The 15804-nt window shown below is 38.9% G+C and carries 15 protein-coding genes; all 15 read left to right on the top strand.

Annotated elements, in window-relative coordinates:
- The 15 genes from hemG (at window position 1) to EO117_RS02760 (ending at window position 15803) form a co-directional block, all read left to right on the top strand.
- The gene (gene hemG, locus EO117_RS02830) at window positions 1–1368 is read left to right on the top strand and encodes a protoporphyrinogen oxidase (protein ID WP_126939000.1); all 1368 of its coding nucleotides are present in this window, start codon (window positions 1–3) and stop codon (window positions 1366–1368) included.
- 18 nt (window positions 1369–1386) lie between these two features.
- On the top strand, window positions 1387–2184 hold the full coding sequence (gene hemQ / locus EO117_RS02825) for a hydrogen peroxide-dependent heme synthase (protein WP_240632565.1): 798 nt from the start codon (window positions 1387–1389) through the stop codon (window positions 2182–2184).
- 264 nt (window positions 2185–2448) lie between these two features.
- Window positions 2449–3240: a Cof-type HAD-IIB family hydrolase gene (locus EO117_RS02820; protein WP_126938999.1), complete on the top strand. Its 792-nt coding sequence runs from the start codon at window positions 2449–2451 to the stop codon at window positions 3238–3240.
- Between the two features lie 19 nt (window positions 3241–3259).
- Window positions 3260–4174, top strand: a complete 915-nt coding sequence (gene rapZ, locus EO117_RS02815) for an RNase adapter RapZ (protein ID WP_126938998.1) — start codon at window positions 3260–3262, stop codon at window positions 4172–4174.
- 37 nt (window positions 4175–4211) lie between these two features.
- Complete coding sequence (yvcK, locus tag EO117_RS02810; RefSeq protein WP_164727473.1) at window positions 4212–5561, top strand: gluconeogenesis factor YvcK family protein; 1350 nt, start codon at window positions 4212–4214, stop codon at window positions 5559–5561.
- Window positions 5562–5620: 59 nt separating this feature from the next.
- Entirely contained in the window at window positions 5621–6574 is a 954-nt protein-coding gene (gene whiA, locus EO117_RS02805) for a DNA-binding protein WhiA (protein WP_126938997.1), read from the top strand.
- Between the two features lie 16 nt (window positions 6575–6590).
- A complete protein-coding gene (locus tag EO117_RS02800) occupies window positions 6591–7919 on the top strand; it encodes a hypothetical protein (protein ID WP_126938996.1) in 1329 nt (442 codons plus the stop codon).
- 286 nt (window positions 7920–8205) lie between these two features.
- A complete protein-coding gene (locus EO117_RS02795; RefSeq protein WP_164727472.1) occupies window positions 8206–9207 on the top strand; it encodes an AraC family transcriptional regulator in 1002 nt (333 codons plus the stop codon).
- 90 nt (window positions 9208–9297) lie between these two features.
- Window positions 9298–9933 carry a MotA/TolQ/ExbB proton channel family protein gene (locus tag EO117_RS02790; protein WP_126938994.1) on the top strand — a complete coding sequence of 212 codons (636 nt, stop codon included), beginning with the start codon at window positions 9298–9300 and terminating at the stop codon, window positions 9931–9933.
- The gene (locus EO117_RS02785; protein ID WP_126938993.1) at window positions 9920–10315 is read left to right on the top strand and encodes a biopolymer transporter ExbD; all 396 of its coding nucleotides are present in this window, start codon (window positions 9920–9922) and stop codon (window positions 10313–10315) included. The genes EO117_RS02790 and EO117_RS02785 overlap by 14 nt, the downstream gene beginning before the upstream one ends.
- 12 nt (window positions 10316–10327) lie before the next feature.
- Window positions 10328–11101, top strand: a complete 774-nt coding sequence (locus EO117_RS02780; RefSeq protein ID WP_126938992.1) for a TonB family protein — start codon at window positions 10328–10330, stop codon at window positions 11099–11101.
- Between the two features lie 33 nt (window positions 11102–11134).
- Window positions 11135–12757, top strand: coding sequence for a heme anaerobic degradation radical SAM methyltransferase ChuW/HutW (gene hutW, locus EO117_RS02775; RefSeq protein ID WP_126938991.1), 1623 nt, complete (start codon window positions 11135–11137; stop codon window positions 12755–12757).
- A gap of 316 nt (window positions 12758–13073) precedes the next feature.
- Window positions 13074–13586 carry a flavodoxin family protein gene (locus tag EO117_RS02770; RefSeq protein ID WP_126938990.1) on the top strand — a complete coding sequence of 171 codons (513 nt, stop codon included), beginning with the start codon at window positions 13074–13076 and terminating at the stop codon, window positions 13584–13586.
- Between the two features lie 239 nt (window positions 13587–13825).
- Window positions 13826–14593 carry a 5-oxoprolinase subunit PxpA gene (locus EO117_RS02765; RefSeq protein ID WP_126938989.1) on the top strand — a complete coding sequence of 256 codons (768 nt, stop codon included), beginning with the start codon at window positions 13826–13828 and terminating at the stop codon, window positions 14591–14593.
- A 13-nt stretch (window positions 14594–14606) separates the two neighbouring features.
- Entirely contained in the window at window positions 14607–15803 is a 1197-nt protein-coding gene (locus EO117_RS02760; protein WP_126938988.1) for an NRAMP family divalent metal transporter, read from the top strand.
- Window position 15804: the final 1 nt, after the last annotated feature.

The raw sequence follows: 15804 nt of genomic DNA, 5'->3' as shown, positions 1-15804 counted from the left end.
ATGAAAGTAGCAATTATTGGCGGTGGCTTAACTGGCTTATCTACCGCTTATTATATGGGCAAGTCATTTCCTAATTGGGAAATCCATGTTTTAGAGTCCTCAAATCGTTGGGGTGGTAAGGTGCAAACAAAACGCCATGATGGCTATGTAGTGGAGGTGGGGCCTGATTCGTATTTAGCTAGAAAAACAGCCATGACAGATTTGGTGAAAGAATTGGGCCTAGGTGATACCTTGGTGCGCAATGCTACGGGAGAATCTTATATTTATCATCAAGGGCAAATGAAACCAATCCCTGGTGGTTCTATCATTGGGATTCCTACAGAATTTTTACCGTTTGCCATGTCTAGCTTATTGAGTTGGTCTGGTAAACTACGTGCTGGATTAGATTTTTTTAAGAAACCATATCCAGGAAATGAGGATATGAGTATCGATGACTTTTTCCGTTACCATTTAGGGGATGAACTAGTTCATTTATTAATTGAGCCTCTCCTATCTGGTATCTATGGTGGTGACTTAAAACGCTTAAGTTTACTCGGTACCTTTCCAGAATTTCGCCAATTAGAACAAAAGCACGGAAACTTGGTGAAAGGTATGATGGCCATGCAAAGTATGCGCAAACAATCTGGGGCGGCTACGGAAGGACAATTTGCCCAATTAACGGGAGGGTTAGAGTCATTAGTAGATGCTCTGGTGGAGCAAATGCCGGAGAAGGTTTCTTTACACACATCTTCTGAGGTACTAGGCGTATCCTACACAGATGGGTGCTATGTAGTGGAAACACAACAAGGTAGGGACTCCTATGATCGTCTTGTAGTAACTACTCCACCGAAATCCTATGAAGCATTCTTCAAGGATGATGCAAATTTTGATGACTTGCGGCATATGGAACAATCTTCTTGTGCCATTGTCATCATGAGTTTGCCGAAATCTGCCTTTACAAAACCATTGCAAGGTACAGGATTTGTCATTACCCGTAGTACAGAGACGCCATTAACAGCATGTACGTATATTTCTAGTAAATGGCCACAAACGACACCGCAAGATAAAGTTGTATTACGTGTCTTTTTAGGGAAACCTACAGATACGACGGTGGATACTCATAGTGAAAAAGAGCTGTGTGAATTGGCACTTTCAGAAATACGAAAGATATTAGGATTCACAGGAAATCCAGAATGGATGGAAGTAGTACGATTACAAAAAAGTATGCCTCAATATGAAGTAGGTCATAAAGAACGAGTAGCTACGATTATGAAACATGTGGCAGAACAGTATCCGGGGCTGGCATTGATTGGAACGCCATTTACTGGAGTAGGCATGCCAGACGGAATTAAACAAGCATATGAATTAGTAGAAGCATGGAAAGAATAAATTATGGAGGTGAAAGATATGCATACACATACTGAACATACAGATAGAATTCCTGGACACGCAGGGCATATGGAAGCAACAGGATTAGAAAAAGTACCTGAAACATACGAAGGTTGGTTTAGCTTACATGCTAATTATTCCATCAATTTTGAAAAATGGAGAGCCTGGTCTGCTGAGCAACAAAGCGAAGCATTACAATCTTTCAAGGAGTTTATCGGTAATTTAGAAAAAGCTCATGAAGCGCATGAGAGTAGTTATGCGATGTACCATATTAATGGTCATAAAGGAGATATTATGTTTTGGTTCTTGCAACCAAGCTTGCAAGAGTTGAACGAAGTAGAGTTAAAATTGAAAAAATTACCAATTTTCAGTGTTTTACAACCGGAGTCTTCCTTTGTGTCGGTTATTGAAGTAAGCAATTATGTAAAATCTCCGAAAGATCATCCAAGGATTCAAGCTCGTTTATATCCTAAAATTCCTAGATTAGCGTGTATGTGCTTCTATCCTATGACAAAACAACGTAACCTAACTGACAATTGGTATATGTTGGATCGTCAAAGTCGTGGTAGCATGATGCGCTCTCATGGCCAAATTGGCAAAAAATATGAGGATACGATCAAAGAGTTTACCACTGGTGCTTTTGGTATGGACGATTGGGAATGGGGCATTACCTTGATGAGTGATGATCCCATTCAGTTCAAAAAAATTGTCAATGAAATGCGTTTCGATGAAGTAAGTGCTCGTTTTGGTATCTTTGGGCCATTTACAGTTGGTACAATTCTGGATATAGATGGGATTGATCATTTATTTTCCTAATGCATAATTAAGGACTTAAACGTATACAGAAATAGAATTGCGACAGGTTTGCATACCAGTATCATACTGGGTTGTGGGACCTGTCGTGTTTTTTTACCCCTTGTCAAATATGGGGGCTACTCATTTAAGAGTCGTGGCTACTATTTATGGTTACGCCATTTTGGGCATCAGTGCGGATGGAACTATTAGTATCTTAGTGATACTTATTCATTAGTTATGGGCTGTTATATGGTATAATGAAAGATATGATAAAGGAGTGATGTCATGAAATTGTTAGCCATAGATTTAGATGATACGCTGTTACGTGATGATAACACCGTATCTGACTATACAAAAACAGTGCTTAAACAAGCACAGGACAAAGGAATTGAGGTACTTATCGCCACAGGTCGTATGTACCAAACGGCATATCCTGTAGCACATCGCTTAGGCTTAGGTGATGTACCAATGGTCTTGTATTCTGGCGGTGTTATCCAATGTGTGGAAAGTAAGGAACTTATTTGGGAACGAGCTATTCCACCAGAGGTAGCGCGTAAAGTATTAGCCATTGCAAAAGAGCATAACATCTATATTCAGTCCTATATTGATGATGAATTGTTAGTACACAGTGAAACAGAGTTTTCTCGTCTTTATGAAGAGATTACAGGTGCTAAGGCTATGTATATAGGGGATACAATTTATGAGCCTCAAAAGGGGACAAATAAACTATTAGTGGTGGAAGAACCTAAACGTATGACAAAGGTTATTGAGATACTTTCTAAAGAAGTAGGCGATATGGTTGATTTAGTTCGGTCCAAGGTGAATTTCCTAGAAATTGTGGCACCTCACGTGTCCAAAGGGGAAGCCTTGGCTTTCATGGGCAAGCGATTAGGCATCGGTTTAGAAGATATGGTATCTTTTGGTAATTCGGAAAATGATATATCCATGTTACAAGTGACAGGACATTCCGTGGCAGTAGGGAATGCAGAGAAGCATGTGAAGGCGATTGCCAAAGAAGTATGTGACTTAAATGAAAACGATGGGGTCGCTAAATGGATCGAAGCAAATGTGTTATAAAATTTTATAGGAGGGCCTCATGGAAGGGTTTCGTTTAATTATCGTAACCGGTATGTCCGGAGCAGGTAAAACACAAGTGATGCAAGTCTTAGAAGATATGGGATATTTCTGTATCGACAATATTCCTCCTGTGTTGATTCCTAAGTTTAGTGAAATTTGCCGCCAAAGTGCAGGCACTAAAGTGAGTCAAGTAGCACTAGTGGTAGATATCCGTAGTCGTGAATTTTTTGATGATTTAAATAGTGCCTTAGATGATTTGACGGGGATGAATGTACCTTATGAAATTGTATTCATGGAAGCTAGTGACGATACTTTGATTCGCCGTTATAAAGAAACACGTCGCGCTCATCCATTGGCACCATCAGGTCGTATTAGTACAGGGCTTTCACAGGAACGAGCACTCTTGGAGGATGTACGTAGCAAAGCAGATCATATTATCGATACGACAAATATGAAAACATCGGCGTTGAAATCATTTATGCGCCGTACCTTTAGCCACGTGAAAGAACAAACTGATGGCATGGCGATTACAGTGGTAAGCTTTGGGTTTAAGTTTGGTATGCCCAATGATGCGGATATGGTATGGGATGTACGGTTTTTACCGAATCCCTACTACATTCCTGAATACCGTCATAAATCGGGGCGTGTGCCAGTAGTGAAAGATTACATTCACTCCTTTGAAGTGACTGATGAATTTAAAAAACATTTCTTTAGTACATTGGATTTCCTTGTGCCAAACTATGAACAAGAAGGAAAAAGCCAATTTGTGGTAGCTGTAGGATGTACAGGGGGTATGCATCGCAGCGTAGCCATGGCAGAGGCCTTGTATGCACATTTGAAAGAAAAAGGATGTAATGTTTCGGTGGAACATCGTGATATGATGCGAAATCATGTAGAAGAAGATGTGAACCCACGTTCTCGATTAGACCTATAAAGAAAGGAGTGGGACGATTCCTTCGTCTCTCAAGCCTATGAAACATAATAATTGGATGCGCTGGTTTGCACCAGGCATTAATATTAAGCGGTGGCTATTCCTATTTTCTTTAGGCACGATTTGGCTGGTAGTGGGTGTCCTTATGATGATGAACTACCAGTGGATTAGCAACTTTGAAGATATTTTCTTAGAATTTTTATTTCATCTCACAGGATCCTATAATTATACCGTCATAGCTAGTCTTGGCTTGGCAGGCATTGTGGCGGGAATAGTAGCCATGTTGTGGGGTATACGCAAACTGATTCAAACTATAGTGAATGCTATTTTGCCAAATACAGAAGACGGTGTGAGCGATTATATTTTTGAAAAAATTCGCTTAGGACAAGGGCCAAAAATCGTAGTTATCGGTGGTGGCACAGGATTGTCTATGCTATTGCGAGGGTTAAAAAGTAAAACTACAAATTTAACGGCTATCGTGACGGTAGCAGATGACGGAGGTTCTTCTGGGCGTTTGCGGGAAGATTTTCAGATGATTGCTCCTGGAGATTTGCGCAACTGTTTAGTAGCCTTAGCAGAAAAAGAAGGACTCATGGAAGAGCTCTTTCAATATCGTTTTACAAAGGGTGCAGAATTGTCTGGACATAGTTTTGGCAACTTGTTTTTAACCGCTATGACTCAAGTTTTGAACGATGATGTAGAAAAAGCCCTTGAGGCATCTAGCAAAATTCTACAGGTCCGTGGTCGGGTCATTCCATCATCTACGGAGGAAATAAAGCTCATTGCAGAATTAACAGATGGTACTGTTGTTGAAGGAGAGAGTAATATTCCTTATGGTGGGAAACCTATAGCAAAAGTATACACGGAGCCACATAGGCCGTCGCCTGTAGGCGCGGCTTTGCAAGCTATCGATGAAGCAGATGCCATTATTTTAGGCCCTGGCAGTTTATATACTTCTGTTATGCCAAACCTACTCATTGATAAAGTAGCAGATCATATTGCGAATTCTAAGGCTGCTAAGATGTATATTTGTAATGTGATGACACAGCCTGGTGAAACAGATGGCTATACAGTATCTGACCATGTGAAAGCCATTGAAGCTCACAGTGAAGTGGGGATTATCGATACAGTGTTAGTGAATGACAATCGAATTCAAGATGCTACGCTAAAACATTACAAACAAGCTGGACAAAAACCAGTAGAAGTAGATATGGATGTATTGCAATCTATGGGGATTCGTACCATTCGTGCAAATTTAGTAGATAGTCAAGATAAAGCAGTTCATAATTCTGAACGGTTAGCGAAGGTAGTCATGGATGTAGTCTATGCCCTACAAAGCGATATTGAACCACACATTTTAGAATATTACTTACAACGAGAAGATCATTAAGTATGAAAGTAGAGCCTCTAGAGGCTCTATTTTCTAGTAGAAATAGAAAAGGAGAGGCTATGTCATTTGCAGAAGATGTAAAAAATGAATTATGCCAATTTAAAACAGAAGATGCATGGGCATCCAAGGTAGAGGCCTCTTGTTTATTACGGATGGGTGGGTCCATTTTATTAGGGATGCAGGGTCGTGTAGGGGTGCGTTTGGTAACGGCTAATAATGCTGTAGCTAGACGGGTATTAGGTATCATCAAAGAACAATACGATTTGCCTACCTCTGTGCTAGTGCGTAAAGGGCTAAATTTGCGTAAAAAAAATATGTATACCTTAACGGTAGAGCCCACAGATCCAAGCCGCCTTGCCTTGGAAGAGTTACAATTATGGCCTGTAGATGCTATGATTCCCGATGCATGGTTAAAAGATATGGAGTCCAGACGAGCCTTTTTGCGAGGAGCTTTTCTTGGCTGTGGTTCTGTGAATAAACCGCAAAGTGATTATCATCTAGAGTTTATGACGACGAAAGAAAATTTTGCTGATCAAATTATTCGAGTCTTAAAAATGTTCCGGCTCAATGCTCGGAAGGTAGAGCGCAAAGAAGAGTTTGTAGTGTATTTAAAAGAAGGTGATGCGGTGACGTCCTGTTTACAAATTATGGGGGCACAATCAGCACTGATGAACTTTGAAAATGTGCGTATTATGAAAGATGTTCGTAACACTATCAATCGACAAGTAAACTGTGAAACAGCTAACCTACAAAAAACAGTGAATGCAGCGGTACGTCAGCTAGATGCGATACGTATCATTGATAAACATCAAGGCTTAGACTCCTTGCCAATTCGTCTCTATGAGGTAGCTATATTACGCCAGGAATTCCCAGATGGTAGTTTGCAAGAATTGGTGGATGCCTATGAAGCAAAATACAAGCGGGAATTGACAAAATCTGGTATTGGACATCGTTTACGTAAATTAGAAGCTATCGCCTTACAATGGGAGCCAGAAGGGCTAATGATAGAATAGAGGAACTATAAAAATAATGAAAACAACACAATGGAAACGGTGGTTAATAGGGAGTGTACTAGCCTTATTAGAATTAGGTACTACCTATGGACAAGCGCCAAAAACTGTCAATATTGATGACTATACATTTACCCCCTTAACCGTGAAAACTGTAAAAGAGGTAGATACATTATTGTTGTCAGATAGTCCTGAATATGTGAAAGAACCAGGAATTGTAGCAGCTGGCACACTTCATGGGAAAAGTCGTATTTACTTTTACCATGTGAACGAACAAACAGCACCTATGAAAGTTGGGATTTTGCTGGAAAATAAGGGGAATGCTCCTGCATTTGTAGAGATTAAGCGAGCTATCTATGCAAAACCAAATTCAGACTATTTTAAAGTAGGACGAGAGCTTTCAAAAAAAGAAATCGCTACTTCACAATTAAATTTGGGAACGTGGGCACAAGAAGGAGTCAATATTCCTGTTCGTTCTAAAGTGATGAAAAAAGATATTAAACAAGAAAAAGGGAACCTTGCACAATCGAAGAAAATAAAGGCAAAAAGAATCGAAGAAGAAATTGAAAAGGATGCCACATCACGAAGTATTTCTTTAGTATCACACGATACTAGTGGTACAGAATTTGTATTGCGCCCTGGGGAAGTGCGTCCTATATTTACTGAATTGGAAAAAGTCCTAATGAAGCAAGATGATTTATTCAGTGGCATTATTGATTTCTCAACTACGGAACCAGTATATGCGTCCGTGGCGGTGATGGAACCTAAGTCAACCGTTACGTATGGCTTGCCTTTATTGCCAATTCACCCTATGGATGATGTAGAGTTGCGTGGCACGTATGAAGGTATGCGTCGATTCCATATAGTGGAACCTCAGTTTAATAGTGATGCAGGGCCGGCAAGCTTTGAAATTGCCAATGACCGAGAAGATGCTTTCATTAGCGGTGTTGATGAAACGACAAATGGTAAGGTGGTAAAAAATAAGGGAAATTATGGTGTTTCCAATGTATACGTGTTGCATACAGAAGGGAAAACACCGTATGCCTTGTATTTTAATCCTTTAGGAGGTGCGTTTAGTGGTACATTTAGGCTTACATCTTCTAAAGGTACGCGTACTTATGATGTACCTGTGAAAGGGCCGTATTTAGGACACCAAACTATTTATGATACCCAGTTATTAGATGAATTTGATAAACCAGAAGACTTACTATTAGAGTACATGTCACCAGGAGCGTCGAATTTACCAGTTAGATTTCTATTGATTCCTCAAGTTTCACAGAAAATGAAAGCAGGTGGAAACCCATCAGACTATGTGACTAACTTAGTGAAACAAATTTTGGGAAAATAATCAAAATTAAAAAAGGATAAACTAAAAAGACATTTTTAAATTAAAGAATAAAAATTATTTTTTATAGGAGTTATTTATTGTAATTTCGGAATATTATGCGAATTGAAACTGATTGATATATTTCATAATAATCTAAATAGACAAATTAAATATTGACAATCATTACTGATTATAAATATAATAAGTGTAAGAAGTAATACTCAGGTGCAGTAGGCAATGTAGTTCGGCAAGAAGCCCATTTGTTAGTTTTGTGAAACGACAAATGGGCTTTTTTAAAAGGAGGAACATGAGTCAAAATCGTATGAATACTTTTGAAACGTTTAAAATGAAAGTGATGGACTTGGATTTACTATCTAGTACAAAGGTGGAACACGGAACTATTTATGAGATGAATACTTCACAAGGGAAAGCAAAGATGCGTAGCTATCCTGTATTCGGTGGCGTAGAATTAACCTTTCAAGAGGTAACTATGAAAGAAGTTCGTCATCGTGCGAAGCCATTGGAAGGTATGTTCGAAATCCATTATTGTAAAGAAGGGCGCATTGAGTGTGCCTTTGACAACGGAAAAGTTTTATATATGGATGAAAATGATATTTCTGTAGGGTGGAAAGAATCTCCTAGTTATGTGCACTCTACAAAGTTTCCTACCTCTTATTACAAAGGTATCAATTTATCTATTTATATCCCTAAGGCTCAAGAGATGGTGAATAAGTTTGTAGGTCATGATCTCATCGATCTGAGGGACGTGTGCAACCGGTTTTGTCAGGAATTCGAATTTGGTTTTGTTTGTCGTAGGGAATCTCGATTAAGTGAAATTTTTAAAAGTTTATATGATGTACCAGAGGAAGTAATGCCTAACTTATTTCAACTGAAATGTATGGAAATCATATTGTTATTAAGCACTATTACATCGGATTATAATTGCTGCATGCCATACTTTGAACGAAAACATGTAGAAAGTGTGAAACGTATGCATGAATTTTTGATGAAGAATTTACACCAAAAACCGACTATTGATGAATTGTCAAAAACATATGGATTATCACCGACAGCATTAAAAAAATGTTTTAAAGGAATTTATGGTACTAGCATCCATCAGTATTTTAAATATATGCGAATCAAGGAAGCCTCAAAAGATTTAAGAAATACAGATGATAGTATTCTCAGTATAGCTAATCGATATGGATATGAGAATGCTAGTAAATTTGCGGAAGCATTTCGGATTATTACAGGATATAAGCCTAGTGAGTATAGAAAGAAAAATAAAATGTCGGAATGGATTGAATAGAAGCTTTTTAGAGTAGATTTAAAAGTATTTAATCTGTTATGATGGCTACAAGCTGATAAATATTATCATATTTTTAATGGAGGTAAAAACATGGACAGCCTTAAATACATTGTACAATTATTTAACAGCGGTGGATTAGTGATGTATCCATTGGTAATTTTATCGATTATCGTCATTGCTATTGCTATTGAACGGTATACATATTTCAAAGCGAATACAGCATTGCTAAAAGAATTTAGCCATGATATATATTTTGCAGTAAAAGACAATGACTGGGTGAAAGCGAAAGAATTGTGCGCGGCAAATCAAACGGCAACTGGTCGTATTTTGAATGCAGGTTTGACATACTCTAACACAGAAACAAGCATGAAAAATGCATTCTCTGAACAAATGATGATCGAAGCATCGCACTTAAAAATTCACTTGGACTACTTAAGCGCTATCGTAACCATTTCTCCGCTATTAGGTTTGTTAGGTACCGTGTCTGGTATGATTGGGACCTTTAGTGTTTTAGATAGTGGTTCTGGTGCCTCTGCCATCTCTGGTGGTGTTGGTGAAGCCTTGATTGCCACAGCAACGGGTTTATTGGTAGCGATTTTATCTTTCTGTGTCTACACATATTTCAGTCATCGTATGGATGCTATCATCAATGATACAGAGACATTATCTGTAGTGTTATTAAATGGTATGAAAGAACAATGGAGTGATTCTCATGTTTCAAAATAGTCGATTAAAAATGAAGCCTGAGTTCATGATTGTGCCAATGATTGATATCATTTTCTTCTTGCTCGTTTTCTTTATGATGAACAGCATTGAAACAGTGGCACAAAAGTCCTTGGGTGTACAATTACCACAAGCACAATCAGCAACGCAAGTCAAACAAAGCCCTGTGATTTTAACATTAGATAAAGAAGGTCATATTTTAATTGACTCCAAACCATATAGTATTGATGAAGCTCGTAACTACATTGCCAGCAAAGTAGGAGAAAATCCAAACACAGCGGTACTATTACAAGCCGATAAAAATACACAACATGGATTTGTGGTTGCCATTATGGATATGCTAAAAACGATTGGGGTTAAGAAGTTCTCAATTGCTGCTAGCTAGAAAGGATGAGACATGGAACAATATATTTCCTGGAAAAAATCCTTCATAATCTCCGTTGTAGTCCATATTATCCTAGCTGTTGTATTAGGTCTTGCATTAGTATCAGTAGTAGAGCATAAACAAACTGAAAACGCTTTTGAGATTGATATGTCCATACCTGATGATTTAAAAGTTTCTTCAGGTGGTGGTGGTGGCGGTGGAGGAGTATCTTTCCCTCAACCACTTTCACAAGAAGTTGTACAAGCTAAAGTGCAAGCAGCGCAACAAAGTATATCATCTCCAGTGCCATTGGATAATGCTGTGAATGTGCCAATATCTACAAACGGACCAACAGTGGCAACTGATGGTACATCTACCAATCAAGGTAATGGTGGAGGAAATGGTGGTGGCAACGGTAACGGCAATGGCTCCGGAGATGGAAACGGTAATGGACCTGGTAGCGGTGGTGGATCCGGCTCTGGCAGTGGCGGAGGTAATGGAGATGGTGTAGGTACTACATCAGGTAATGCACCGTTTGACTGGGCAGGATTTGTGGCTACTGTACAAGCCCGAGCACAAGGTACATACCCTGCTATGGCGGTAAAGCGTAACCTACAAGGTAATGTTACAGTGAGCGTAACCATTGATGCAAGTGGTAATATCGCCTCTGTTTCTGTAGGAGGTGGCCCGGGTATTTTAAATAGTCACACCCAAGATGTTGTTTATGGTATAGGGAACTATCCAAATGGTAGCGGGGCAGCAGTTTCAAATACATTCACTGTGTACTATACATTGAATAGTGATTAGTGCAAAAGCACGAGAAATAATTCAGGAGTAATTATGACTTTAAAAGATTTATTTGACTCCATGTCGGAGGAACAACGTAATATCCAATTAGGCTTTGATACGGCAACACCGTTAACACATGCATTTACAAGCAAACGTGCAGTACATGCAGGTCTAAGTGGGCGCCCCTTAGAAAAAGATGAGGCACAACGTGTCTGGAATGAATTAATGCAACAACCACCTGTTTCGGGACAAATGCAAACAGCGTATATTCATATACCGTTCTGCCAGACGAAATGTACCTACTGTGGATTCTATCAACATGCTACCAATCAAGAAGTAGAAGATAAATATGTAGATATGCTCTTAAAAGAGATGCAAATGGCGGCGGATCAACCACGGTTTCGTGATGGCTTGATTCACACTATATTTATTGGTGGTGGTACGCCTACATCTTTATCTGCTAACAATGCAAAACGCATGTTGTCTGCCATCCAAGAATACTTTCCGTTGGCCAATGACTACGAATTAACATTAGAAGGTCGTATTCACGACTTGGTTCCTGAAAAAATGGATGTATGGATGAGTCATGGTGTAAACCGTATGTCCTTAGGAGTACAGTCCTTCCATACTCATGTACGCCGTCAATTAGGACGTTTAGATGATCAAGATACAGTATTATCTAGATTAGAACAATTAAAGGCATACCAACAATGTTCTGTGATTGTGGATTTAATCTATGGGTTACCAGACCAAACAATGGATGTTTGGATGGAAGATTTAAAACTTCTTGAACAATCTGCAGCAGATGGCATGGACTTGTATCAATTGAATGTCTTTGAAAATAGTGATTTACAAAGCTTAATTGAACGTGGTAAAGTAAGTCCAGCTGCTACTACAAAAGAACAAGCTTTGATGTATGAAGCGGCTGTCAAATACTTGATGAAACGTGATTTCACACGTTTAAGCGCAGCTCATTGGAGTCGTGCACCACGTGAACGGTCTATGTACAATACTATGGCAAAAGCGGGATACCCAATGTATCCATTTGGCTGTGGTGCTGGTGGTAATTTGGGTGGATATATGACAATGTTACACCGTGTATTGCCTCCATATGAAGCCCTTGTAGAAGAAGGTAAAAAACCATTTATGGTTCTTATGAAACAATCTGAACTTCAAGACTTCTCCAACTATGTGATAAGTTCTTTGGAACGAGGTGTTCTAAATTTAGATGCATTGATCGAAATGGATTCAAAATTAGAAGACTTGCGTTGGTTGCTTGATACTTGGGTAATACGTGGTTTATTGGAATATAATGGTGTTCTGTATCGCTTAACAACAGCTGGTGGATTCTGGCATGTGAACATTACACAAACAGTTATCGAAGCTGTGCAATATATCTTAACGGGTGAAAGCACATTGTTACATGAAAATATTGCAGCTCAAAACCATGGTGGAAAACCAAAAGATCATCCACATGTAGGCGGTCAACCTGAAGGTGTTGCAAAACATCCACAAGGTACCAGCGGACATCCAGCAGGTGTTCCAAAAGGACATCCAGAAGGAGTGCCAATGGGAGGCCATCCAGCTGGTATTCCCAAAGGGCATCCTACAGATGTGGAAACCACACGTGCTCATGGCACAGTAGGACATAGCCCATTTAAGAAAAATATTTAGGTAGTATCTATTACAGGTGAACTCCTACACACCTTACCAAACCAAACGATATAGTTTCCTGTAATAGTTCTATAGCCACTCGTAGAGTGGAATCAGGTATACCAGGTCAAAGTTGGTAGGCTGCATCATACTATAGTACCTTTAAAATCACTTCTGTAATGAGAGTGCAGTATCCGCAGGCAGTGCCTGCGGATGTATATCTGATATGTTATTTGTATCTATGGATACTGAATAATAAAAGAAATTAGTGATATACTGATTACAGTATTTTATATTATGTAAAAGGAGCACGCTTCCTAGAAGTGTGAAAAAATGAATGAAAGCAATCGTAGTTTACTCAAGCCGTACAGGCAATACAAAATTAGTAGCAGAAGCTATGGCAAGTGCTTTGCCTGCTGGTACACCATGTGTATCTGTGAAAGAAGTTCCAGCTGATTTAGCATCTTATGATGTAGTATTCATGGGTTTCTGGGCAGACCAAGGTAATGCTGATAAAGCAGCACAAGTGGTACTTAAAGAAATCACAAATGAAAAAGTAGCTTTATTCTGTACATTAGGGGTTCCACCAGTATCACCTCATGCACAAGAAACTGTAGAAGCGGCTGCGAAATTGTTGCCAAATGGTCAAACGCCTGTAGGTTATTTCAAATGCCAAGGTAAAGTAGATCCAAAAGTGATTGAAATGATGTATAAAATGTTCCCAGAAGGACATAGCCATGGTAGAAGTGCTGAACGTGATGCACGTCATGCACAAGCAGCATCTCATCCAGATGAAAATGATTTGGCTAATGCGAAAGCATTTGCTTCTGAGGTTATAGAAAAACTATAATAGTGTTCAAGCATAGTAGTTGCGATGATGCTTATATAAGACTGTATTTTATTGGTAAAAGATGTACCATATATCTTTTACATAATAAAATACAGTTTTTTTATATGAAATAAAAAAATGAGCCTTCATACAAAGTGTATAATAGGGGATTGCTTATTCATATATATTTAGTGTATAATAAATAAAAACTATATTCTATAGAATATAGTTTTTAAAATATTAATGAAGGAGATGAAGATATGTCATATTATATTGATTTAAATAGTGACTTAGGGGAGAGTTTTGGCGCCTATACCATGGGAATGGATGAGGAAGTGTTGGAATTTGTAACAAGTGCCAATGTGGCATGTGGATGGCATGCGGGAGACCCGTTAGTGATGCAAAAAACAGTCGAACTTTGTCAACAAAAAGGTGTTGCTATAGGAGCTCATCCTGGATATCCAGATCTTATGGGATTTGGTAGAAGAAATATGACAATAACACCAGAAGAAGCGAAAGCCTATATGATCTACCAAGTGGGGGCATTACAAGGATTTTGCCAGGCTCATGGACTTTGCTTACAGCATATGAAATTACACGGAGCATTTTATAATTCAGCCTGTGTAACGCCCAAAATTGCAGATGCAATTCTTGATGGGTTACAAACAGTCAATCCGTTGTTATCTGCTATGGTTTTGAGTGGCAGCTATATAGCAAAGGCAGCTCAGAAAAGAGGAATCCCAGTGATTCAAGAAGTGTTTGCAGATCGTGGATATACTGAAGAAGGAACATTAGTGCCGCGGTCAGAACCAGGGGCCTTTATCCATGATCCTAAGGAAGCTGTGGAACGAGTGTTAATGATGATTAAGGAAGGCAGAGTTCTTTCGAATACGGGAAAGAGTGTTTCCATTCAAGCTGATTCTGTTTGTGTTCATGGTGATAATCCGCAAGCCATAGAATTTGTTAAGGCCTTGCGAGAAGGGTTGTTACAAGAAGGGGTTACCCTGCGTAATTTTCTAAGTAGATAAGAGGAGTTTTTATATGAAACCATTAACAAATACATCCAATCTTTCTGTGTTGCTAGGGGCAGCATTTTTGATGGCTACATCATCCATTGGTCCTGGATTTATGTTGCAAACAGCAGCGTTTACAGCTGAATATAAAGCAGACTTTGGATTTGCTATTGCCGTTTCGGTTATTTTTTCTATTATTGCGCAATTAAATGTTTGGACTATTATCAGTGTATCTCGTATGCGTGGACAAGATATTGCTAATAAAATTTTGCCGGGCCTTGGCTATGTGGTAGCATTTCTCATTGCTTTAGGGGGCTTAGCATTTAATATTGGAAATATTGGTGGCGCTTCTATGGGATTACACATTGTATTTGGTATCGATACCACAACGGCAGCAGCGATTAGTGGCATTATTGGTATTGCTTTGTTTGCCTCCCCTAAAATGGGTGGAGCTTTAGATATGACTGCTAAGGTGTTAGGGACTGTGATGATTGTGTTAATAGGATTTATAGCTTTTTCAACACATCCACCAGTAGATAAGGCTATTGTGCATACAGTTTTGCCTGATACGTATCCGTGGTTAGCAACACTTACGTTAATAGGAGGTACTGTAGGTGGATATATCACATTTTCCGGAGGTCATAGATTGATTGATTCTGATATCACAGGGGAAGAACATTTACCTGATGTAAGAAAGTCTGCTTTCTTAGGAATGACCGTGGATACATTAGTGAGAGTACTTTTATTTTTAGCAGTATTAGGGGTAGTATCTAGTGGAATGACATTAGATCCAAAGGATCCAGCTGGTTCGGCATTTTTGCTAGGAGCAGGTCCGCTAGGCCATATGATTTTCGGCGTGGTATTTTTCAGTGCTGCCATTACATCTGTTGTAGGGGCAGCCTATACATCAGTATCATTTTTAAAAACTTTGTTTACAGTTGTAAAAAACTATGAAAAATTAATGATCATGTTATTCATAGCTGTTTCCACATGTATTTTAATTTTTATTGGTAAACCGGCGGCCTTATTAATTCTAGCAGGCTCTATCAATGGGTTGATTTTGCCTGTTACGTTAGCAGTAATGCTAGTGGCAACACGTAAAAGTCATATTGTTGGAACTTACCATCATCCAAAATTATTATATTATACGGGATGGGGAGTTGTATTAATCACATCTTACATTGGTATTACCTCTTTAGAAGGTATTACAAAATTACTGCACTAAT

Origin of the sequence: Veillonella sp. VA142 (genome assembly GCF_003992135.1) — a bacterium.
Lineage (GTDB): Bacteria > Bacillota > Negativicutes > Veillonellales > Veillonellaceae > F0422.
This window is presented reverse-complemented; position numbering and strand designations above follow the sequence as displayed.